General features: G+C 72.6%; 16 protein-coding genes. 9 read left to right on the top strand and 7 right to left on the bottom strand.

The annotated features are described in order from the left end of the window. Positions 1 to 22: 22 nt before the first annotated feature. Entirely contained in the window at positions 23 to 658 is a 636-nt protein-coding gene (locus tag ACFRCG_RS38220; protein ID WP_380040192.1) for a TetR/AcrR family transcriptional regulator, read from the bottom strand. Positions 659 to 764: 106 nt separating this feature from the next. Between ACFRCG_RS38220 and ACFRCG_RS38215 the strand changes: the two genes are divergently transcribed. Together ACFRCG_RS38215 and ACFRCG_RS38210 are read left to right on the top strand one after the other, a co-directional pair. Then, positions 765 to 2,291, top strand: a complete 1,527-nt coding sequence (locus ACFRCG_RS38215; protein WP_380040190.1) for an MFS transporter — start codon at positions 765 to 767, stop codon at positions 2,289 to 2,291. Between the two features lie 389 nt (positions 2,292 to 2,680). Then, positions 2,681 to 5,008, top strand: a complete 2,328-nt coding sequence (locus tag ACFRCG_RS38210) for a PQQ-binding-like beta-propeller repeat protein (RefSeq protein WP_380008334.1) — start codon at positions 2,681 to 2,683, stop codon at positions 5,006 to 5,008. Between the two features lie 132 nt (positions 5,009 to 5,140). Here ACFRCG_RS38210 and ACFRCG_RS38205 read toward each other — a convergent pair whose 3' ends face one another. Next, positions 5,141 to 6,430, bottom strand: a complete 1,290-nt coding sequence (locus tag ACFRCG_RS38205; protein WP_380008331.1) for a citrate synthase — start codon at positions 6,428 to 6,430, stop codon at positions 5,141 to 5,143. A 304-nt stretch (positions 6,431 to 6,734) separates the two neighbouring features. Between ACFRCG_RS38205 and ACFRCG_RS38200 the strand changes: the two genes are divergently transcribed. Next, entirely contained in the window at positions 6,735 to 8,705 is a 1,971-nt protein-coding gene (locus ACFRCG_RS38200) for a protein kinase (RefSeq protein WP_380040188.1), read from the top strand. Positions 8,706 to 8,720: 15 nt separating this feature from the next. Here ACFRCG_RS38200 and ACFRCG_RS38195 read toward each other — a convergent pair whose 3' ends face one another. Beyond that, positions 8,721 to 10,664 carry an N-6 DNA methylase gene (locus ACFRCG_RS38195; RefSeq protein WP_380040186.1) on the bottom strand — a complete coding sequence of 648 codons (1,944 nt, stop codon included), beginning with the start codon at positions 10,662 to 10,664 and terminating at the stop codon, positions 8,721 to 8,723. A 226-nt stretch (positions 10,665 to 10,890) separates the two neighbouring features. Here ACFRCG_RS38195 and ACFRCG_RS38190 point away from each other — a divergent pair, with 226 nt between their 5' ends. Then, complete coding sequence (locus tag ACFRCG_RS38190; RefSeq protein ID WP_380040184.1) at positions 10,891 to 11,799, top strand: hypothetical protein; 909 nt, start codon at positions 10,891 to 10,893, stop codon at positions 11,797 to 11,799. A 232-nt stretch (positions 11,800 to 12,031) separates the two neighbouring features. Then, positions 12,032 to 13,741, top strand: a complete 1,710-nt coding sequence (locus ACFRCG_RS38185) for a class I adenylate-forming enzyme family protein (protein ID WP_380040182.1) — start codon at positions 12,032 to 12,034, stop codon at positions 13,739 to 13,741. Positions 13,742 to 13,818: 77 nt separating this feature from the next. Here ACFRCG_RS38185 and dapD read toward each other — a convergent pair whose 3' ends face one another. Both dapD and ACFRCG_RS38175 read right to left on the bottom strand, forming a co-directional pair. After that, on the bottom strand, positions 13,819 to 14,814 hold the full coding sequence (gene dapD / locus ACFRCG_RS38180; protein ID WP_380040180.1) for a 2,3,4,5-tetrahydropyridine-2,6-dicarboxylate N-succinyltransferase: 996 nt from the start codon (positions 14,812 to 14,814) through the stop codon (positions 13,819 to 13,821). Positions 14,815 to 14,991: 177 nt separating this feature from the next. Beyond that, positions 14,992 to 17,847, bottom strand: a complete 2,856-nt coding sequence (locus tag ACFRCG_RS38175) for an ATP-binding protein (RefSeq protein ID WP_380040178.1) — start codon at positions 17,845 to 17,847, stop codon at positions 14,992 to 14,994. A gap of 290 nt (positions 17,848 to 18,137) precedes the next feature. Here ACFRCG_RS38175 and ACFRCG_RS38170 point away from each other — a divergent pair, with 290 nt between their 5' ends. Further along, a complete protein-coding gene (locus ACFRCG_RS38170; protein ID WP_380040176.1) occupies positions 18,138 to 18,548 on the top strand; it encodes a Zn-ribbon domain-containing OB-fold protein in 411 nt (136 codons plus the stop codon). Here the strand turns inward: ACFRCG_RS38170 and ACFRCG_RS38165 are convergent. After that, positions 18,529 to 19,692 carry an NAD(P)/FAD-dependent oxidoreductase gene (locus tag ACFRCG_RS38165; RefSeq protein WP_380040174.1) on the bottom strand — a complete coding sequence of 388 codons (1,164 nt, stop codon included), beginning with the start codon at positions 19,690 to 19,692 and terminating at the stop codon, positions 18,529 to 18,531. The two genes, ACFRCG_RS38170 and ACFRCG_RS38165, sit on opposite strands and share 20 nt — an antisense overlap. A gap of 501 nt (positions 19,693 to 20,193) precedes the next feature. On the opposite strand from ACFRCG_RS38165, the gene ACFRCG_RS38160 reads away from it, so the two are divergent. Next, a complete protein-coding gene (locus ACFRCG_RS38160; protein WP_380040172.1) occupies positions 20,194 to 20,481 on the top strand; it encodes a hypothetical protein in 288 nt (95 codons plus the stop codon). Positions 20,482 to 20,505: 24 nt separating this feature from the next. Here ACFRCG_RS38160 and ACFRCG_RS38155 read toward each other — a convergent pair whose 3' ends face one another. After that, complete coding sequence (locus tag ACFRCG_RS38155; protein ID WP_380040170.1) at positions 20,506 to 20,907, bottom strand: hypothetical protein; 402 nt, start codon at positions 20,905 to 20,907, stop codon at positions 20,506 to 20,508. Positions 20,908 to 21,178: 271 nt separating this feature from the next. Between ACFRCG_RS38155 and ACFRCG_RS38150 the strand changes: the two genes are divergently transcribed. Continuing rightward, positions 21,179 to 21,502, top strand: coding sequence for a chorismate mutase (locus ACFRCG_RS38150; protein ID WP_126642106.1), 324 nt, complete (start codon positions 21,179 to 21,181; stop codon positions 21,500 to 21,502). 204 nt (positions 21,503 to 21,706) lie between these two features. Beyond that, complete coding sequence (locus ACFRCG_RS38145) at positions 21,707 to 22,162, top strand: chaplin (RefSeq protein WP_380040168.1); 456 nt, start codon at positions 21,707 to 21,709, stop codon at positions 22,160 to 22,162. The last annotated feature ends 43 nt before the right edge of the window (positions 22,163 to 22,205 follow it).

The following is a 22,205-nucleotide window of genomic DNA, read 5'->3' as shown; positions in this document are numbered from 1 at the left end:
GTGCGTCGGAGCGAGCCCGTCCTCAGTCGCGGAAGGCCAGCATCGGGATCAGCGCGTTGTCCACCAGGGACTCGATCTCGGCGCCGGTCATCGGCACGCCCGTGACGGTGAAGCGCTGGCACAGGAACGTGGGTCCGGCCAGCACACATTCCGGGGCCAGGGCACCCTGGCGGGCCTCGCCGCGGGCGATGGCGTCGGCGAGCACGTCGGCCAGCAGCGACGTCCACGGGCCGACCACCCGCTGCTCCCACATCTCGGCGAACTCGTGATGCCGGCTCAGTTCGCCGCACAACATCCGCGTGCCCAGGCCCAGCGGGCCGAGCATGCTGCGCGCGATGGCCTCCAGGTAGACGATCAGGTCGCCGCGCAACGTGCCCGGGAAGGACAGGGATTCCGGGTCGGGCAGCGTGGCGGAGAGCGCGTCGGCGACCATGCCCACCTTGTCCGGCCAGCGCCGGTACAGCGCCGACTTGCCGGTCCCGGCCCGGGTCGCGACGCCCTCGAAGGTGACCCCGGCGTAGCCGCGTTCGCCCAGCTCGGCGACCACGGCGTCGGTGATCGCCCGCTCCAGCGTGACGCCACGCTTGCGGGGGCGCTGTCGGTAGTCGGTGACCAGCAGGGCTGTCTCGACGTGACCGGCGCGTACTCCTGTGCTCACTGTCACCTCCGACTGCCATGCTACAGAAAACGTTTGCGTTCTCTAAGGCATAACCTCTAGATTCACGTAGAGAACGCTCACGTCCACTAGTAATGCGAGGCAATCCATGACGACGGCACCTCCCGAGGTGGCCGGTTCGACCGGATCCCCGTCCGCCGAGGCGCCGCACGCGCGTCGCGGACTGGCCCTGGCCCTGCTCGCAGGGGCCCAGTTGATGATCGTGCTCGACGCGACCATCGTGAACATCGCCCTTCCCGACATGGGCAAGGCGCTCGACATCAGCGAAACATCGCTCTCCTGGGTGATGAACGCCTACATGTTGACCTTCGGCGGCCTGCTGCTGCTCGGCGGTCGACTCGGTGACCTCTTCGGCCGACGCCGGCTCCTGGCGCTCGGCCTGATCGTGTTCACGGTCGCGAGCCTGCTCGGGGGGTTCGCCGGCAACGAGGCCATGCTGCTCGCCTCGCGCGCCCTCCAGGGCGTGGGCGGCGCGATGGTGGCCCCCGCGGTCCTGTCGTTGGTGACCACCACCTTCGAGGAAGGGCCGGAACGCAACAAGGCGTTCGGCGTCTACGCCGCGGTGTCGGGCATGGGTTCGGCGGTCGGTCTGCTCATGGGCGGCCTGCTCGTGGAGTACCTGTCCTGGCGCTGGGTCATGTTCGTCAACGTGCCGATCGGCATAGCCCTGGTGGCCGCGCTGCCGCTGGCCATCCCGGACGACGCGAAGACCGGCGAGAAGGCGATCTGGCGCGGCCGGTTGGACATCCCCGGCGCGCTCACCTCCACGCTCGGTGTGACCGCGCTGGTCTACGGCGTGATCCGGGCCGCGGACAAGAGCTGGGGCGACGGGCTGACCATCGGCTCGCTGGCCCTGTCCGCGGTGCTGATCGCCGCCTTCATCGTGATCGAACTCAAGGTCGAGCGACCGCTCATGCCGATGCGGCTGTTCCACAGCCGCAACCGCTCCGCCAGCTACGTGGTGATGGCGCTCGCCGCCGGCGGCATGATGGGTTCGTTCTTCTTCATCACCCTCTACATGCAGCTCGTCGCGGGCTACTCGCCGATCAAGTCCGGTCTCGCCTATCTCCCGCTGTGCGCGGGCGTGATGGTCTCGGCCCAGTTCACCAGCGTGATGTTGCCGAAGATCGGCCCGCGGGTGCTGCTGACCGTGGGTCCGATCCTGGCCGCGGTCGGCCTGTTCTACTACGCGATGCTCGACGTCGACTCCAGCTACGTCGCCGGCCTGCTGCCCGCGATGATCATCTTCGGTCTGGGCATGGGCCTGATCTTCGTCGCGATCATGGCCACCGCGGTGGCCGGCATCGCCCCGGAGGACGCGGGCATCGGCTCCGCGATGCTCAACGTCACCCAGCAGGTGGGCGGCGCCGTGGCGATCGCGGTGCTGACCACGATCTACTCCAGCGCCAAGGACGACAAGCTGCGGGACGAGGTGGCCAAGCTCGGCGGCAAGGCCCCGGACCTGCACGCGATCAAGGTCGCCCTCACCGAGGGCTACACGGCGGGCTTCACGACCGCCGGCATCCTGCTCGCGGTCGCCGCGGTGATCGCGGTCGCGGTACTGCGGGTGGACAAGTCGGAGCTGCCCGCGGAGACCACCGGCGGTCTGCACTAGGACGGCATCGGACGTCGTCGCCGGGCGGTCCTCCGCTCGCCCGTCGACACCTCGACACCCGGACCGGTTCCCGCGAACCGGCCCGGGTGTTCGCGGTCCGGAGGTGCGACACGTCCGAAAAGCACCGATCGGTAGAGTAATTTCCGCTTCGGCGGCCACTCTTCGTGATCGACGCCTGGGGGATTCCCCCGTGTTTCGGTCCAAGCGGGACGCGGCGTGGGCGGCAGAGCGAGCAGGCGGGTACCCTGCGACAGGCAGCGGGTGCTCCGCCCCGGGGCACCTCTATCGCGACGACGGGACGACCGGCGCCGTGGCACTCCTCCCGCCTGTTCCTGTCGAAACAGCCGCTCGGCGGGGATGATGGGCGGTGGAGCGACTTCGGGGGGATTGTGACGGAACACGGATGGCCGGGTGAGCCACCGGCCAAGGGGGATCCGGAGCGGATCGGCCCCTACGCGGTGCTCGGCCGACTCGGTGCCGGCGGCATGGGCCGTATCTATCTGGGGCGTTCGCCCTTCGGGCGACTGGTCGCGATCAAGACCATCCGCTCGGAGCTGGGCGGCGACCCGGGCTTTCGCGCGCGCTTCGCCCAGGAGGTGGCCGCGGCCCGCCGGGTCAGCGGCGTGTTCACCGCTGCCGTGGTCAACGCCGATCCCGACGCCGCGGTGCCGTGGCTGGCCACCGCGTACGTACCCGCGCCCTCGCTGGAGTCGCTGGTCCGCGCCTGCGGCCCGCTGCCGCCGCGCGCGGTGCGCTGGATGGCCGCCGGCATCGCCGAGGCGCTGGAGTCGGTACACGCCGCCGGCCTGGTGCACCGCGACCTGAAGCCGTCCAACGTGCTGGTCGCCAGCGACGGCCCCAAGGTGATCGACTTCGGCATCTCGCGCGCCGCCGACTTCGGCTCGCTCACCATGACCGGCGTCGCGGTCGGCACCCCGGCGTACATGTCGCCCGAACAGGCGCAGGGTGTGCGCGACATCACCCCCGCCAGCGACATGTTCTCGCTCGGCGCCACGCTGGTGTACGCGGCCACCGGGCACTCGCCCTACCCCGACCGCAAGCCCGCCGAGGCGCTGCTGCGCCTGGTCACCGGCTCGCCGGACCTGGAGGGGCTGCCGACCGAGCTGACCGGCCTGGTCAACCTGTGCATGCAGCGCGCCGCCGAACACCGGCCGAGCCCGACCCAGTTGCTCAACCAGCTCGCCCCGCTCCTGGACGACAGCGACGCGGACAGCCAGCTGCCCGACAACGCGTCGGCGATGGTGCAGCGGTTCGAGAGCCAGTACCGGCCGACGATGGGCCCGCGCACGCCGCCGGTCCGCGAACTCGTCGAGCCCGACGGCGAGCAGCGGCCCGAACTGCCGGAGAACGTGCGCCCGGACCCGAACAACATGGGCAAACTGCCCAACCAGGTCCGCCAGGAGCCGCGTCCGGCGCCGCGCCCGGAGACCCACCGGCCGCCACCGCCGCAGCGTCCCCCGACGAACCCGACCCGCAAGCCGCCGCCCCGGCCGCCGGCCCCGCCGACGAACTCGCCGACGGGCGGCCCGCCGGGCGGCTCGCGACCGGTCTCGGGACGACCGGTGTCCACGTCCTCCCCCTCGCCGGCGCTGCCCACCGAGCGGGTGGCCCGGCCGCCCGCCCCGATACCCAACTCTCCGGTCACGTGGCCGGAGAGCGGCCCCGACGTGCCCCGCCAGCACCCCACGCCGCCGCGCACCCCCACCGGCGGCATGGAGGCCGCGCCGGTGTGGCGGTTCGCCGCGACCGGCGAGATCCTGACCCCGCCGGTGCGCGCGGGCTCCGGACGGACCGCCCGCGTACACGTGCACAGCAACGACAACGGGCTGCACACCCTGCATCTGGCCACGCGCGAGTGGCGGTTCGACTCCTCGGGCTGGTCGCACCCGCCGGCCGTGGACGGCGAGCTGATGTACCTCAGCAGCCAGGACAACCACGTCTACGCCCTGGAGCTGACCTCGCGGCAGTGGCGCTGGAGCTTCCCCACCGGCGGCGAGGTCGTGGCCGCCCCCGTGGTCGCCGACGGCACCGTCTACTTCGGGTCCAGCGACAACGCGCTCTACGCCGTGGACGCGGCCACCGGGCGCTGTCGCTGGCGGTTCCCCACCGGCGGCTGGGCCACCTCGCCCACCGTCGTGGACGGCACGGTCTACTTCGGCTCCAGCGACCGCTGCGTCTACGCGCTGGACGCGGCCACCGGCTGGTGCCGCTGGCGCTTCCCCACCGGCGGCTGGGTGTCCTCGCCGACGGTGGCCAACGGGATCGTGCACGTCGGCAGCACCGACCAGTACCTGTACCTGCTCAACGCCGGCGACGGCGCGATGCGCGGCTGGTTCGGCGCGGGCGGCCCGGTCGCCCAACCGGCCACCTCGGGCAACCTGTCCTTCTTCGGCAGCGGCGACGGCGGCCTGTACGCGGTCGACGTCAACACCACGCGCTGCGTGTGGCGTTACGGCGCCGAGGGCTGGGTGACCTCGCCCGTGGTCGCCGAGGACATGGTGTACGCGGGCAGCAGCAACGGCTCGGTGCTCGCGGTCGGCATGGGCGGCGAGCCCCGCTGGCGGTTCACCACCGGCGGTCGGGTGACCTCGCCGATCGTGGCCGACGGCCTGCTCTTCGTGGGCAGCGCCGACCGCCACCTGTACGTCCTGGACGCGGTCACCGGCAAGGGCCCGTCGGTCGGGACCAACGGCTGAGCGCGGGGCGGGCGAACGCGCCCGCCCCGACACCCTCGACACCTCGGACACGCGACGATCCCGGAGCCGCCGCTCGCGAACCGCGGTTCGCGACCTTCGACTCCGGGATCGTCGTCGGGTGTTCGATCCGGGTCAGCGGGCACCGATGGGGGTGTAGTCGCGCAGCGCGACGCCCGTGTACACCTGGCGCGGACGGCCGATCTTCGCCTTCGGGTCGGCGATCATCTCCTGCCAGTGCGCGATCCAGCCCGGCAGCCGGCCGATCGCGAACAGCACCGTGAACATCTCGGTGGGGAAGCCCATCGCCCGGTAGATCAGTCCGGTGTAGAAGTCCACGTTCGGGTAGAGCTTGCGCTCGACGAAGTAGTCGTCGGCCAGCGCGCGCTCCTCCAACTGCATCGCGAGGTCGAGCAGTTCGTCCTTCTTGCCCATCCGGGACAGGACGTCGTCGGCGGCCTTCTTGATGATCGTGGCGCGCGGGTCGCGGCTCTTGTACACCCGGTGGCCGAAGCCCATCAGGCGGACGCCGTCCTCCTTGTTCTTCACCTTGTTCACGAAGGCGTCGATGTCGCCGCCGTCGTTCTTGATCTGCTCCAGCATCTCGAGCACCTGCTGGTTGGCGCCGCCGTGCAGCGGGCCCCACAGCGCGTTGATCCCGGCCGAGATGGACGCGAACATGTTCGCCTGGCTGGAGCCGACGAGGCGCACCGTCGAGGTCGAGCAGTTCTGCTCGTGGTCGCCGTGCAGGATGAGCAGCTTGTCCAGCGCGTCCACCACGACCGGGTCCGCCTTGTAGGACTCGGCCGGGACGGCGAAGGTCATCCGCAGGAAGTTCTCGACGTAGCCGAGCGAGTTGTCCGGGTAGAGCATCGGCTGGCCGACCGACTTCTTGAACGCGTAGGCCGCGATCGTCGGCAGCTTGGCCAGCAGCCTTATCGCCGAGAGCCGGACCTGCTCCTCGTCGAACGGGTTGTGGCTGTCCTGGTAGAACGTCGACAGCGCGGACACCACGGACGACAACATCGCCATCGGGTGCGCGTCGCGCGGGAAGCCGTCGTAGAACCGCTTGACGTCCTCGTGCAGCAGCGTGTGCTGGGTTATCTCGTCCCGGAAGTTGTCCAGCGCGCTCACCGACGGCAACTCGCCGTAGATCAGCAGATACGCCGTCTCCAGGAAGGTTCCCTGCTCCGCGATCTGCTCGATCGGGTAGCCGCGGTAGCGGAGGATGCCCTCCTCGCCGTCGATGAAGGTGATCGCCGATTTACACGCGGCGGTGTTGACGAACCCTCCGTCGTAGGTCACCAGCCCCGTCTTGGCGCGCAGAGTCGAGATGTCCATGGCGGTGTCGCCGATGGTGCCCTCGATCAGCGGGAAGGTGTGCTCGTTTCCTTGGTGGCGCAGTACTACCGAGTCCTCGCTCATGGGGGTCCCCTACTTCTCGGCTCAGGCTCCGGCAGCCACCCGGATCGTGTCCGTGCGGTTCCGGTCTTTGTGACATGTGTGCATCAGTACGAATAGCAGGCGCACGAGGCGGCCTCGCAGCCACCTCCCACCTGGGCGACAAACCGTGAGCCGCGTCACCTGACCCAGGGTGCCGGGTCGCAACGCCCTTGGTCACCGCCGGCTCGGGTCGCGACGGTGCCCTGTGTTTCGGCTTCCCGCTTCGGGGGTCACCCATGCGGCGTCATGATGAGGGCACACGATCGGGCAGCCGGGGGGACGTTGCGTGACCGACGACGGACGACGGGGGCCGGCGCCCCTGGACGCCTACGATCCGCGCCGGATCGGGCCCTACCGGGTGTTGTCCCGGCTGGGCCGCGGCGGCATGGCCCGGGTCTTTTTGGGGCTGTCGCCGGCGGGTCGACTGGTGGCGATCAAGACGATCCTGGCCGAGTTGGACCACGACGAGGACTTCCGTCGGCGGTTCGCCCGCGAGGTGCACGCGGCGCGGCTGGTGAGCGGGGTGTTCACGGCCGCGGTGGTGGCCGCCGACCCGGCGGCCGCGCGGCCCTGGCTGGCCACCGCGTACGTGCCGGCGCCGTCGCTGCGCGAGGTGGTCGACGAGTGCGGCCCGCTGCCGCCGGACGCGGTGCGCTGGCTGGCCGCCGGGGTGGCCGAGGCGCTGGGCGCGATCCACGGGGCGGGTCTGGTGCACCGTGACCTGGCCCCGGGCAACATCCTGGTCACCCTGGACGGGCCGAAGGTGATCGACTTCGGGCTCGCCCTCGCCCAGGACCAGGACACCGTCAACCTGGTCGGCACGATCGCGTACATGGCCCCCGAGCAGGTCGAGGGCGAATCCGGCACGGTCCGCTCCGACGTGTACGCGCTGGGCGCCACGCTGCTGTTCGCGGGCACCGGGCACGCGCCGTACCAGGGCAGCGCGATGCGGGTGATGAGTGCCGTGCGCAACCGCGACCCGGACCTGAGCGGGCTGCCGCCGGAGCTGCTGCCGCTGGTCGAGTCGTGCCTGCGCCGCCGGGCCGATCGTCGGCCGACGCCGGAGCGGGTGGTGGCCGACTTCGCCGAGCTGCTGACCGGCCGCCGGCGCCCGTACGAGGCCGCCGCGTGGTTGCCCCGGCCGGTGCTGGACCTGCTGCACGAGCACGAGCGGCGGATCCGGCCCGCCGTGGACGCGCCCCGGCCGCGCGCCCCGCGCCCCGCGCCGGAGCCCGAGGCGGTGCGCGCGCCCACGCCCGAGCGGCCGCGCCCGGGCGGGGCCCATCGCACGGCACCGGACCGGCCGTCGCCCGCCGAGCCGACCCGGCCGATGCCCGCGCCCGCGCCCACCCGGCCCTACACGCGCGAGCCGTACCGGTCGGCGCGGGCGCCGATGCTGGACCGGATCCTCTACGACCTGCCCGGAGCGGGACCGGCCGGCGTGCTCGCCTCGTCCCTGGCCGACGCCGACCTGCGCCGGTGGCACCCGGTGCTGGCGCCGATGATCGACCCCGAACCGGGCGGAGGGCGCACGGCGGACCGGCCCGCGGTCCGGTTCGGCCTGCTCGGCGGTCGGCCCACGCTGATCCGGCGCACCCCCGGCCGGGCGCTGGTGCTGATGGCCCCGGCCCGCTCCGACCCCGCCGCGGTCTCGCTCACCGGGCCCCGGCACACGCTCGCGCTCGCCGCCTCGGGGGATCCGGGCGCCCTGGAGCAGCCCACCGGTCGGCCCTCGCCGCGGATCGACCCGAAGGTGCTCGACGCCGAACTGGCCCGCTGCGCGCCCCGCCTGCGGGCCCGTGCCGGCAAACACGCCGACGTGCTGACGGACGTGGTCGCGGCGGTGCTCGCCCGGCCCGACGAGACCTTCGCGCTGTCCGAGGCGGACGGCGTGCCGGACCCGGAGGCGGTGTTGTGGGGCCTGTGCGACCTGGTCGGCCCGCTGCTGCCGTACACGCTGTCCTTCTCCACGCTGGCCGCGCCGGAGCCGGTCGACGAGCCGCGCGTGGTGGTGCACGCGCGGTGGCCGGAGCGGGAGGCGCGGGCGGCCGGGCGGCGGCGGCATCGCATCGTCCCGGGCGAGGAGCTGTACTCGATGGGCGATGTGCACCGCACCGCCGCCGAGGCCCTGGTGCGCTGCTACACCGGCCCCGACTGGACCGCCGCGGCGGCCGGGCTGACCCCGTCGGGCCCGCTCCGCGCCGCCGAGCCCGCCGACCGCTCCCGGGGCGTGCTGCGGGCCCTGGAGGGGCGCTGAGAGCCCGCCGTCCGGCTACCCCGGCGGTCGCAGCAGGCCCGCGGTCAGGCCCTCCAGCAGGCCCCGGCCCAGGTCCTCGCCGAGCGCGGCGGCGCCGCGCAGGTCGGTGACGAACGCGCGCAGCGCGCGGAAGGTCTCGCCGTACGCGCGCTGCCGGTCCGGCGGCAGCAGCGGGATCTCGATCCGCCGCACGTCGACGCGCACGATGCTGGAGCCGTAGCCGGCCCGCCGCGCGTGCGCGGGGTCGGTCAGGAATCCGGCCAGGAACCACGGATCCAGCGCGGCCGGGTCGGGGCGCAGCAGGTGCAGGTTGGGCCCGAGGACCGCGCCCTGCTCGGCCGCCCCGGCGACTCGGACCGCGCTCGCCCAGCCGTGCTCGTCGCCGCCGAGCAGGGTCGGCACGATGACGTCGCCGGCGTGGATCCGGGGGTGCTGCGCCTCGTCCGCCTCGGCCGCGGACAGGCGCGCGCTGGGCGGCACGGCGGCGGCCAGGTCGGTGGTGGTGAGCATCGGCACGGTCGGGCCGGGGGGCGTCTCGTGGCCGACCCGCCCGGCCCGCGACGCGCTGCGGTACAGGGTGACCGCGCCGGTGCGGGCCAGGTCGGCGAGCGCGACCGAGCGCCACGTCCCGGCGCCCTCCTCGGCGGCCGGCACGGCGGGCACCAGGTGCGGCAGCCGGGCCAGCAGGGCGAGCAGCCGGGCGCGGGTGTCCTGTACCCGCTCGGCGACGTTCACGTCGGTCTGCGCGGGCAGGTTGTGCGCCGGGGTCAGGTCGACGTTGTCGTCGAGGAGTTCGATCAGCGGGACCGCGCGGTGTCGGCCCGGGATCTCGGCCAGGCCCGCCGGATCGGCGCGGAAGTCGCGCCAGGCGCGCAGCGCGGTGTCCGCCGCGACGGGGTCCGCCAGGTCGTCGAGCTCGGCGAACAGCAAGTGTGAGGGCATGTGCTCGCCGGGGCGCTCCAGGATCCACAGGTGCAGCGCCACCCCGAACGGTGGCGCGGCGCCGGCGGGCAGGCCGAACACCGCGCGCAGCGCGCCCCGGCGCAGCAGTTCGGCCCGGATCCGACGCCCGGAGCCGCGGGCCGCCACCGCCGGCGGCATCAGCAGCACCACCCGCCCGCCCGCCTCGGTGTGCCCGAGCGCGTGTTGCACCCAGGCCAGCTCGGATTCGGTGCGCGGCGGCAGGCCGTACTCCCAGCGCTGGTCGTAGGCCAGTTCGTCGTGCCCCCAGTTGCGGTCGTTGAACGGCGGGTTGCCCACGACGGTGTCGAAGCGGGCGCCGGGCCACGCGTCGGCGCGCAGTCCGTCGCCCTCGGCGATGGCCACGTCGGTGTCCGGTGCGGCGTCCGGACGCAGCGCCAGGCGAACCCGGATCAACCGGGCCAGGGCCGGTGCCTCGGTCTGCCCGCGCAGTGTGCGCGCCGTGCGGACGAAGCCGAGCAGCAGGTCACCGTGGGTGGTCGCGGGATCGAGTACGGTGACCGGCTTCTCCCGTCCGGCGCCCGCGAGTTCGGCGATCAGCGCGACGGTGGCCGCGGGGGTGGCGCCGCCGGGGCCGGCGGGCGACTCGGCGAAGCGGGCGTACAGGTCGGCGAACACGGCGGGCGCGCCCCGGGTCGCGGCGAGGTCGCCGGCGGCGCGGAGTCGATCGGCGTGCGGGCCGATCGGCGCGGGCGCGCCCGCGAGCAGGTATTCGCCGATGTCGGCGAGCCGGTCGGCCACGTCGCCGTCGGCCGCGATCAGGCGCCACAGCCGTTCCTCGGGCGCGACCTCGGCGATCTTGCCCTGCGCGCGCAACCAGCCCTCCACGTCGGCCAGCGCGAAGGTGGGGCTCGCGTCGCTGCCGCCCACGGGTCGCGGGAAGTCGTCGAAGCGCCGACGCCAGTTGCTCACGGCGGCGCGCCCGACACCCGCGATGCGGGCGATCTCGGCAGCGGTGACCTGGGGGCTGGTGGGCACCGTCTCCTCCTCAGACCTGGGGTGTGAACCACGAGAAGTCAATCATAGAGAAGCAACGGGATGACGAGCCAGAAGACGTGTTGACAGCGTTCACAGCTACTGTTTCTATTGACCCAGGCAGCACGGTGCATCCCCGGAAACACCCGCACCGCCGCCTGCCTCCGCAGTGCCTCCGGGCAGTGACGCCAAGCAGTGACTCCGAGCAGTGCTTCCGAAGGGAAACCCGATGTCCCCGATCGCTCCCCGGCCGACCGTTCTCCGGCAGTCCGCATCGACCGCGACCCCGCGGGGCCGGCGCCGGGGCCTGATCACCACCGTGGCGGTCGCCGCGACGATCGCCCTGACCGGCTCGCTCGCCGCGTGCGGCCCGAAGAAGAACGAGGGCAGGGCGTCCAGCGCGACGGTCGAGTCGCCGAAGACCACCGGCGCGGCGGACGCGAGCGCGGCGCCCGGCGCGGGGCCGGCCAAGACGGAGAAGAGCGACAAGGGCGACAAGAGCGAGCCGAAGGGCGGCACCGACAAGGTCGCCCAGGACCTGCTGGCCTACCTGAAGACCACCAAGCACGGCGGTGTGGTGTCCGAGGTACGGATCGCGAAGCAGTACGAGCGGTACGAGGTCACCATCAACACCACACTCCCCGCCGAGGTCTCCATCACCGAGGACATCAAGGGCGCCAACGCCCGCATGGACAAGGGGCGGAAACTCGCCGTCGAGGCGTTGCAGTGGACCCAGGACTCGGCCACGCTGACGATTTCGTCGGTGTCGGTGCTCGACAAGGAGAAGGGCAGCGCCGGGATCGAGAACGGCGCGGAGAAGGACGGCGACAGGGCCGGCTCGGAGAAGTACGCCGCCGACATGCTGGCCAAGCTGAAGACCACCACCTACGGCTCCCTGGTCACCAAGGTCCGGATCGCCAAGACGTATTCCGGCTACGACATCGCCGTCATGACCACACTGCCCGCCGAGGTCTCGCTCGGCGAGAACCCGACGGCCGAGAGCGCCCGGATGGACAAGGCGGGCAAGCTCGCCAACGAGGCCAAGCAGTGGGCGCAGAGCAACACCGGCCGCAAGGTCTCCTCGGTCGAGGTGCTGGACGTGGAGAAGGGCATGGCCGGGATCGAGAACGTGGGCTGAGGCCGGGGCCCGATCCGGTCTTCCGGGTCGATTCGACTCATTCGACTGTGTCGAGTCTTTCGAGTCTTTCGGGCCGACGAACTTTCATCCGGGGGGATGGGGGAGGGGGCACGAGGGCGATCCGCCGAGGGGCGGGTCGCCCTCGTGCGTTGTCGCGGGCTCGTCGCATCCATGCGCAGATCACATCGCGGATCGCTTGAATGACTCGGTCAAGGATTCTAGGGTCCCCGCCATGGCCACCTCCAGTTCCGCGGGGTCCGCGGCAGCCGCGCCCGATCCCGTACTCGCCGCCCTGACCGCCCCCGACGGCCCGTTCGCGCTCGTCGAGGAGGACGTGCTCGGCGTCCCGCTGCGCGTCCTGGCCGAACGGCCCCGCTCGATCACCGCCTTCGTCGAGCGGGCACGCGGATACGGGGATCGCGAGTATCTGGTCCACGAGGACCGCCGGATCAGCTTCACTCGACACGTGCGTGACGTCGCCTCGACCGCGCACGCGTTGCGCGAGCGGTTCGGGGTCGGTCCGGGGGACCGGGTGGCGATCCTGGCGGCGAATCGGCCCGAGTGGTTGACCGCCTTCCAGGCCGCCGCGGCGCTCGGCGCGATCGCGGTGGGCATGAACGGGTGGTGGGCCGCCGACGAGATCCGCTACGCCGTCGCGGACTGCGCGCCCACCGTGCTGATCGCCGACCGGCGCCGGTTGGAGCGGCTGGGCGGCGCGGTCGCCGCCGCGGGCGAAACAGGCCTGCCCGTGGTGGAGATGGAGGGCGACTTCGCCGCGCTGACCGAGTACGCCCCCGACGCCGACCTGCCGCCGGGCGCCGCCGACGAGGACGACCCCGCGCTGATCCTGTACACCTCCGGCACCACCGGCCGGCCCAAGGGCGCCGTGCTCACCCATCGCAACGTGGTGGCCATGCAGAACCTCCAGGCGCTGCTCGCCGCCCGGGCGAGCGCGCACCTGCCCGCCGCCGCACGGGCCCAGGCGCCGCCCGGGAGATGGCTGGTCAACAGCCCCTTCTTCCACGTCTCGGGCCTGCTGGCGGGCGCCGTGGCGGCGCTGGCCGGCGGGCAGACGATGGTGCTCTACTCCGGGCGCTTCGAGGTGCCGCGGCTCCTGGAGCTGATCGAGCGCGAGCGGTGCACCACGTGGTCGCTGGTGCCCACGCTCGGCTGGCGGGTGGTCAACCATCCCGACACCGCGCGGCACGACCTGTCCTCGATCGTGCGCCTCGGCGGCGGCAGCGCGGCGTTCTCGCCCGAACTGGTGCGCCGGCTCCAGGAGGTGTTCCCGAGCGCCAAGGGCGCGCTCGGCGTCGGGTACGGGCTGACCGAGTCCGGCGGGGTGGCCACCACGGCGGGCGCCGCGCAACTGGAGGGCGAGCCGGGGGCGATCGGGACGGCGGTGCCGACGGTGGAGGTGACGATCCGTCACGAGGACGGCACCGAACAGCCCGACGGCGTCGAGGGCGAGTTGTGGATCCGCAGCCCGCTGGTGATGCGCCGCTACTGGCGCAACGAGGACGCCACCGCGAAGGCGCTCACGCCGGACCGGTGGTTGCGCACCGGCGACCTCGGCTTCGCCCGCGCCGGCCGCTTCCACCTCGCCACTCGGCGCAGCGACCTGATCCTGCGCGGCGGCGAGAACGTCTACCCGGCCGAGATCGAGCACTGCCTGGACGCACACCCGGACGTCGCCGAGTCGGTGGTGGTCGGCGTACCGCACCAGGAGTGGGGCGAGGAGGTCAAGGCGATCGTGGTCCCGGCCCAGGGCAGCCCGATCACCGCAGCCGAGCTGGGCGCCTATGTGGCCGAGCGGCTGGCCCACTTCAAGGTGCCGGCGCACTGGGAGTTGCGCGCCGAGCCGCTGCCCCGGACGCCGACCGGCAAGGTGATCCGCGCGGTGGCCACGGGCGGCCGCCCCGCCGACCTCGTCGAGGAGTGAACGACGCGAGCGGGGCCGGCGGCCGTTGTTCGCCGCCGACCCCGCTCGGGACCACCACCGCGCAACACGGCGCCGGATCAGTCGTTCTTGTGCAGGTCCTCGTTCAGCGCGCCCCACGACTTGGTCCGGGCGATCGCCTCGATCGTGCCGGTGACCGAGTTGCGGCGGAAGAGCAGGCCGTCGCGACCGGAGAGTTCGGCGGCCTTGACCACCGTGCCGTCCGGGGTGGTCACCCGGGTGCCGGCGGTGATGTAGCAGCCCGCCTCCACGACGCAGTCGTCGCCGAGCGAGATGCCGATGCCGGCGTTGGCGCCGAGCAGGCAGCGCTCGCCGACCGAGATGGTCTCCTTGCCGCCGCCGGACAGCGTGCCCATGATCGACGAGCCGCCGCCGATGTCGCTGTGGTCGCCGACCACGACGCCGGCGCTGATCCGGCCCTCGACCATGGACGCGCCGAGGGTGCCCGCGTTGAAGTTGCAGAAGCCCTCGTGCATCACCGTGGTGCCGGGCGCCAAGTGCGCGCCCAGGCGGACCCGGGTGGCGTCGGCGATCCGGACGCCGGCGGGCACCACGAACTCGGTCATCCGGGGGAACTTGTCCACCCCGGCCACCTCGAACGGCACGCGCGCGGCGCGGGCGCGCAGCCGGGCCGCGGCGAGGCCGTCCACCGGCACCGCGCCCAGGTTGGTCCAGGCGATGTTCGGGAGCAGGCCGAACAGGCCCTCCAGGCTCTGCCCATGCGGGCGGACCAGGCAGTGGCTGAGCAGGTGCAGGCGCAGGTACGCGTCGTGGGTGTCCACCGGCGCGGCGGCCAGCGAGGCGATCACCGTGCGCACGGCGACGACCTCGACCCCGCGCACCGCGTCGGCGCCGAGGCCCGCGATCGCGTCGGGGCCGAGCGCGGCCAGGGCCTCGTCGGCCGACAGCCGCACCGTCTCGGTCTTGCCGTCGGCGTCGCCCGAGGTCAGCTCGGGCGCGGGGTACCAGGTGTCCAGGACGGTGCCATCGGCGGCGATCGTGGCGAGGCCGGCGGCGACGGCACCAACGGGGGAGGAAGCAGCAGTGTCGATCACCCCGCTACCGTACCGAAGGCCCGGGCCGACACCGAGCGCCGGTCGACCGTGCCCCGACGCGTCGAGCCGGGGCCGGACCGGGCGTCGATCCGGCTCGGAGCGAGCCGCGCGGCGGCTCCCGGCGGCCCGGATCGCGGGCCGCCCACCCCGATCGCGGGCCCGCTACGGCGCGGCCCGCTACAGCTCCGAGCCGCGCGTCGGGCCGCCGCGGAAGGGCCAGGTCTCGGTGCGATCCGCGTCCGCGTCCGGGCGGGAGTCGTCGCGGTGCGGGATGCCGAACGGGCTGTAGCCGCCGGTGTACTCCTCGACCCACTCCTCGGAGTCGGCCCGTCCGTGGTCGGCCGGCAGCGTGTTGCCGCCGACCAGGGCCTCGATCATCTTCGTCGCCCGGGTCTGCAGCGGGATCGCGCCGCAGTTCGCCGCGGTGATCCGGGCCCGCTCCAACTCGCCGATCGCGTCCGGCTTGTGACCGTCCTTGCGCAGCCGGTCGCCGTACGCGAGCAGCGCCTTGGCGTATTCGTACTCGGCGCCGACGCCCTCCAGGGCGACCGCCGCGTCCCACAGCGCCTGTTGCGCGTTGACGTTGTCCTCGACCTCCCCGGCCACCCGCTTGGCCTGGCCGGCGGCCACCGGGGCGTAGAAGGTGTCGGCGCGGGCGACCGCCTGCTTCGCCACCTCCTTGGCCCGTTCCTGGTCCTGCTGCGGGCCCTCGGCGTTCAACGCCTCCGCGAGCAGCAGGCCCCACGGGCACCACGCCGGGTTGTCCATGCCCTGGGCACGCAGCCGCTCGCCGAGTTCGGTCAGCGGTCGGATCACCTCGTGGTGCCTGCCCTGGGCGATCCGCAACTCGGCGAGCACGATCGCGGGCACCGGCAACACGCGGGCCGACTGATCGACCTTGGCGGGATCGTCGAAACCGATGCGATGGCAGGTGTCTTCGGCCCCTTCGAGATCGCCCTGGGCGATCAGGGTCTGGATCAGCACACCCGCCGCGTACCACTTCGACGGGGTGTTCTCCCCGAGGTCCATCGCCATCGCCAGGCCGGTCTCCGCCTCCTGGCGCGCTTCCTTGAGCCGGCCCATCCGGTAGTGCAGCATCGCCCGGAACGCGTGGCCGTAGGAAAGGTGCGAGCGCTGGCGGCCGTTGGCCCGCAGTTCGGCCATGCCGCGCTCCAGGAGTTCGCGGGCCTCCTTGAACAGGTCGCAGTAGATGAACGTCAGGGTGAGCACCATCGGGATCTCGAAGCCCCAGCCCTCCTCGACCCAACTGAAGCCGTTGCGCTCCTTGTTCGGCAGCTCGGGACCCAGCGCCGCCCGGGCGAACTTGGTGGTGGTCTGGAGCCGGCGCCCGCTGAGCACGCCGTACCAGGCGACCAGCGCGAACAGTGAGTAGTTCGTGCGGGTGGTGGCGCTCTCGGTGTTCAGCCGCACGGTCAACCGCTGGAGGTCGTGCGCCCGCGACGCGAAACTCGCGTCGTTCTCCCAGAACGCGGCCCACATGAACAGGTCGGCGTAGAGCCGCTGTCGGGTCTGGCCGACCGGGGTCTTCCTGATCTCCCGGTCCAGGAGTTCGATGCTCTTGTCGAGCTGACCGCAAAAGGCCAGCGAACGGCCCAGCTCACAAATGATGTTGGTGCGCAGATCCCCGGGCGGGCAGCCTTCGAGGGCCTGCTGCAGCGGCTCCAGACTCGCCGGCGGATCGTTCACGAAGTGCGCGCGGCCGATGTTGTAGTGGATCAGCGGGCGCATCTCCCTGGGCGCGACCTCGGCGAGGGCGTGTTCGAGATACGTCACACCGGCCTTCGGGACACCGGACGCGAGACATTCCCGGGCCGCCTGGGCGTGCATCACACAACGGTCGTTCGCCTCGAAGCAGTGGTCGTACACCGCGCGCAGCACCAACGAGTGGGTGAAGCCCCAGGGCAGATCCTCGTCGTCGACGGCGGTCAGGATCTCCCGCCTGCGCAGGTCCGCGGCCGCGGCGCGGGTGGCGTCGCCGCTCAGTCCGGCCAACCGCGCGACACGCCCGACCGTCAGATGCGGAGTCAGGATCGCCGCGGCCAGCGCCACCTTGCGGGAATCGGGCGCGAGGCGCCCGAACCGCTCGTCGAACTGACCCTTGTGGTAGGCGTAGACGGCGTGCTGCCTCATCGCGCGGCCGTGCTGCGCGAGCGCGTCGGAGGTCGGCGGGATCCGCTTCTCCTCGACGAAGCGCAACAGTTCGCGCAGGGTCTGCGGCAGGCCCTCGGAGCAGCGGTGGCAGTGCTCGACGAACTCGGGGTCGACCCGGCGGCCGGCGAAGCGCTGCCGGATCAGCGGGGTGACGCCTTCGAGGGTGAGCGGTGCGAGCTTGCCGAGCCCGGCGACCGCGATCCGCTCCAGCGTGTCCAGCGATTCGCACAGCTGCTCGTCGACCTCGTCGTGCCGATACGAAACGATGATCAGGATTGGCAACTCGGTGATCTGCACGGCGAATTTGGCCAGCCAGGCGAGCGAGGAGGGATCGGCCCAGTGCGCGTCGTCCACCACCATGAGCAGCGGCCCGCGATCCGACGTCAGGTAGCCGCGCATGACCGCGTCGAGGCCGTTGAGGACGTTCTCCGGGTCCGGTGGCTCCGCCGGTTGGCGCGGGATGATGCCGAAGATCGGCGCGATGATCCCGTACCACTCGCCGAGTCGTTCCCTCGCGGTGTGCTGGGCGATCCCGTTCAGATCCTGGAACAGCCGCTTCACCAGGCCGTAGACACGAACCCGCTCCAGCGGATAGCCGGTCACCACGAGCGTGTCGAAGCCCTGGGCCCGTGCGGTGAGCTTCGCCCACTCCAGCACGGCCGACTTGCCCATGCCGGCCACACCCTTGACGATCGCCACGCGGCCCGTGCCGGTTTCCCGCACCGCGGCCAGTTGTTCGCGGAGTTCGTGTTGCAGGAGATCGCGCTCGACCAGGGGCATGGGCTCCGCCGGGGAGGTGGAGTCGGGTGTGTGCTCGCGCCCCGTGCCTTCCGGGCGCGCTGCCGTGCGTCCTGCCGTCATCGCGCAACCTCTCTGCCGTGCGTCCCCACCCCGAGCCCGCGCGGATCGATTACGCGCCGTGGCGGATCACTTGCGCTACCCATCCTGCGCCAATCACGCAAGCCATGTCTTCGACTTGGCCGAGAAGTCCTGTCGACGTCCTCTCTTCGAGTGGCCCGATTTCGGAACGGGAACGGATGGGCGGTCGATTCGGCAACCGGGCGCTTGGTGCGCGAGCATGCAGCCGGGGCTCGTGTTCGACCGCCGGCGGGCCCGCAGAACTCGACGAGGCATGTTCGACCAGAAAGGCCGTGACACCCGTGTTGGGACCGCAGATCGGTGTACCCGTCTCTCCTGCCGCGTCGGTGCGGATCCCGCCCGAATCGGGCGAGTTGCGCTATCAGCGGTGCGGTGCGTGCGATACGGCGAACTTCGCCCCCACCGAGATGTGCCGGGGCTGCTCGTCGCGCGCGCTCCAGTGGGCCACCAGCGCCGGGCGCGGGAGCGTGTACAGCTGGACCGTGGTGCGCCGGCCCGAGACGCGCTCGTTCGGCGGCGCGTACGCGGTGGCGATCGTGGATCTGGACGAGGGCTATCGCATGCTCACCAATCTGGTCGAGGTCGAACCGGCGGAGATCCATTCGGGGATGCGGGTGCGGGTGGACCTGCGACCGACGGGGGAGGAACGGGTGTTGCCGTTCTTCACGCCCGACCGGGACTGAGGACTCCCGCCGGGCGGTCCGGGCGGAAGTCGCCGGCCGGGATGTCCGGTCGGCCGCTCGCGCCGTCGCACAGCAGATCGGCCGTCAGCATGCCGACCGCCGGCACCACGCCGAGTCCGTGCTCGTCGCAGCCGGCCGCGACGAACAGCCCGTCGGGTCCGGTCGATCCGATCAACGGCAGGTGATCGGGCCCGGCGTCGCGCCGGATGTCGAACACGGCCTCCGGGACGGGGTCGGGCAGGCCCGGCAGCCGGGCCGCCAGGTGGGCGAGGGCGTGCGCGGCCGGGTCGGCGCCGGCCGCGCCCGGGTCGGGGGTGCCGACGAGCAGTCGGTCCGGACCGTCCGCGCGCAGCCAGTGGCCGGACGGGTCGACCAGGACCGGTCGTTCGCCGAGCGCCCGGCCGACCCGGACCCGGACCGCCACCTCACGGGCGGAGCGCAGCGGCAGGCTCACCCCGAGCGGTGCGAGCAGCGCGGGCGCGTCGACCCCGGCGGCCACCACGACCGTGCCGCACGCCACCTCGCGGCCGTCGCCCAGGCGCACCCCGGTGATCCGGTCCCGGCGCGCCGACAGGCCCACCGCCGGCGCGCGCGGCAGGAACGCGGCGCCGGCGCGGCGGGCCGCGCGGGCGAAGGCGTGGGCGGTGCGTCGGGTGTCGGCGTATCCGGCGCCGGGGTCGTGGGTGAAGCCCGTGCACGCGTCGACGATCAGTTCGGGCCAGTGTGTACCGGCCTCCCCGGGCGACATTCGCCGCACGCCGATGTCGAGGGCGCCGGGCGTCCCGACACCCGCGTCGGGCGCGTCCGGATCCGCGGCGGCCACCGCGACCAGTCGACCGCAGCGACGGAATCCGACGTCCTCGCCGAGTTCGTCCGAGGCGTTCTCGAACAGCCGGATGCCCGCCTCGGCCATCGCCGCGAGCGCGGGCGCGGTCGCGGGGCGGTACACGGCGCCGCCGCCCGGCCCGGGGCCGCCGAAGGCCCCGAAGGCTCCGAAGACGCCGAGCGCCGCCGCGTCGTCGCTCCCGGCCGGGCACACCAGCACGTCGCGCATCCCGCGTTGGGTGAACGCGTACCCGATCGCCATGGCCACGGGGCCGGACCCGACGATCACCACGTCGGCCACCGGCGAGTCCGGCGTCATCGGATCACCCCCGGGCACGGCGGTCGGCCGGGGCGCGGGGGCGCCGTCGTACGGTCCTGTGTCGTCATCTCGCGCCGTCACCTGGGTCGGGGGCCCGGTCCCGGGAGTGGAACCGATCTCACCCGGAGTGAACAGCCCGACCGTTTCCGGCTTTCGACGTGAGCGTAACGACGATGTTACGCACGGTGGCCGGCGCGGGCCGATCCATCCCGCGCGGGTCCCGGGTGGGCGGTATCACCCGCGTCGCCGGGCGCAGGCGCGTCGGCAACGTTCGACGGCGAGTGTCACTCGAACGGTCGCGGACCCCGCGCGTCGGAGCAGGTCCAGGCGCGCGATGCCGCCGCAGGGGGCAGTGGTGGGTGTCATGCCCCGATCGTATACCCCATGGGGGTACATGCCGGTTAGGATTCGATTCCGGTGGGGTCGCGCATCATCGCGGTCGCCTCGGGTAGACCGCCGGAACAGGACCCGTTCGAACGCAGCAGGAAGACAGGAGACGCGATGACCACCACCGCGATCGCCGCTTTGGCGACGTTGTTCGTCGGCCTCGGCGGCTGCCTGTGGCTGCTCACCCGGGCGCGCCGCGCCGAGCGCATGACGGCCGCGGTGCTGATGTGCATGTTCGCGTCGCTCGCGCTGGTGTTCTACTCGATCGGGCGGGGCGGGATGGGCGCGCTGGACGCCGCGCTGCTGCTCGGTGTGGCCGCTCCGGCGGGCACGCTGACGGTCGCGGCCCGCGGTCGCGGCCTCGGCCGCACGGCCGCCGGCCGCGACCATCGTGCCCGGTGATTCGCCTCCCGCGACGGACAGGGCCTAGGTCCGGCCGCCGCCTCCGCGGCGCAGGAGGAAGGACACACACAGCCAGACCAGCGTGGTGGTGCAGCCCATGATGATCAGCGCGAACGCGATCACCACCAGGTAGGCGCCGGACGTGGTGATCAGCGCCGCGAACACGGCCGCGAACAGCACGACGAGCAACAGCACGTGCCAGGTGCCGGAGAGTGTCGGTCGGCGCATCCTTCGGCGGGCGCGCCCCGAGGCCGGCATCGAGCCCGCGCCCGGGACGACCCGGCCGCGCGGACCGCCGCGCCGACGGTTGCGGGAAGGACGCATCGTGCGCAGCGCGAGGTCCAACTCCTCGTCCTTGCGCAGCTCGTACTCGATCTCCTCCAGCATCCGCCGCTCGTTCGGCGTCAGACGCACTTCCTCCATCATGTCGTTCGCCCCCTACCGCAGTTCCGCCCGCATCCCACGAGTACGGCCGAACGGTCGTCGCGACACGGCAGGGACAGCCGACGGCGCGGACCGTACTCAAAGGGTCCCCCGCAGGTGGCGATGTGACACCTGGCAGAACGAGAGATGACAGGTGGTGACATTTTCCTCGGATCGCTCGGTGGGCCCGGGGACGGGGTGTCGGGGAGCCGGCGCGGGCCCGTCGGCGTGCGTGCCTCCGCACGCGCGAGGCCGCCGGGTAGGGTCACCCGTTATGGCCAACGGAACCACTGACGAAAGGTCGGGCGAGGCGCCCGACAAGCCCGCCGAGCTGCTGGACCTGCGGGACAGCATCGACAACATCGACGCGGCCCTGATCCACCTGCTGGCCGAGCGGTTCAAGTGCACCCAGCGGGTCGGCGTGCTCAAGGCCGAGCACCGGCTGCCGCCGGCCGACCCGGCGCGCGAGGCGGTACAGATCCGCCGGCTGCGCGCGCTGGCCGAGAGCGCCAAGCTCGACCCGGACTTCGCGGAGAAGTTCCTCAACTTCCTGGTCGCCGAGGTGATTCACCACCACAAGGCGATCGCGGGCGCGTGATCGCGTGATCGATCGCCGTCCGGCTCGTTGAACCGACCGCGGACGTCCGCGGTCCCCGTGTCGGTGCGGTCCGGCGTTCTCGCCTGCGCGGCTTGCTACTTATGAGGGAAGACCGCGCGCCCCCCGTCACCGGTATCCCCCTCGCGCGTTGGACGTCGTGGAACCCCGGTTCCACTGTCTATCGATCGATGGGAATAACTACCAGTGAACAAGCTCACCAAGGGTGCGGTCGTCACCGCCGCCATTCTCGGCGGTTCGGTTTCGGTTGGGGGCCAGGCGTTCGCGTCCGCCCAGGCGGACGGCGCCGCCGTCGACTCGCCCGGCGTGCTCTCCGGCAACAACATCCAGGTGCCGGTGCACGTGCCGGTCAACGTCTGTGGCAACACCGTGAACGTCATCGCGGCGATCAACCCGACGTTCGGCAACACCTGCGTGAACGGTGACGGAGTGGAGCTGCCGAAGCCGGGTCACCCGGGCCACCAGGCCCCGCAGCCGCACCAGGTCCCGCCGACCGATGACTGTCCGCCGCCGGCCCCGCCGGTCGACGACTGCCCGCCGGAGCTGCCCCCGCCGCCGCACGTCCCGCCGACGGACGACTGCCAGGACCCGACCGGTCTGGCCGCCCTGGCGAGCGGTGCCACCGGCTCGATGATGGGCTGAGCACCCACATCCCGGCCGCGGCCCCGGCGCACCTCCCAGGTGC

Source organism: Embleya sp. NPDC056575, from assembly GCF_042793325.1.
Taxonomy (GTDB): Bacteria; Actinomycetota; Actinomycetes; order Streptomycetales; family Streptomycetaceae; genus Embleya.
This window is presented reverse-complemented; position numbering and strand designations above follow the sequence as displayed.